This window comes from Halomonas sp. ATBC28 (assembly GCF_005937175.1).
Lineage (GTDB): Bacteria > Pseudomonadota > Gammaproteobacteria > Pseudomonadales > Halomonadaceae > Vreelandella > Vreelandella titanicae.
On record NZ_VCQL01000094.1, the window covers coordinates 1 to 494 of the forward strand.

1 pseudogene is annotated in these 494 nt (G+C 53.4%); it reads right to left on the reverse strand.

What is annotated here, in order from left to right:
- Positions 1 to 303: 303 nt before the first annotated feature.
- Positions 304 to 494 (reverse strand): annotated as a pseudogene (locus tag E0L35_RS25475) (phenylacetic acid degradation protein PaaY); the annotation flags it as partial.

The following is a 494-nucleotide window of genomic DNA, read 5'->3' on the forward strand; positions in this document are numbered from 1 at the left end:
CATCAGATCCGTGTGCATACACAGTATGCGGGTCATCCGATTGCCTTTGACGATCGCTACGTTGACCGTGAATTTGACAGACAGCTCACTGAAGCAGGCACGGGATGAAATCGTCTGTTCCTGCACGCCGCAGCGTTGAAGTTTACCCATCCGGGGACCGGTGAGGTGATGCGTATCTAAGCGCCGAGGGATGAAGGTTTGAAGCGTTGTTTGCAAAAGCTGCGTAACGCGCGCTAATACAAGCATATAAGCCTGATAATGGGCGGTTGGCCTGATAAGGCGTTTACGCCGCATCCGGCAAGATCACCGTTTCGGCGTCACATCCGTCGTCCCCTGCAAACGGGGGCGATTTTCCTCCATTTGCCTCAACGGCTGCGTTTCATGTAACGATGCATGACAGCGCCCGACAAGATCCTGATACTCTTTGGTATTCAACCGTTTCCAGTGTAACTCGTCGTCACTAACACTGCGTACAGCGCGGGCTGGAGTACCTA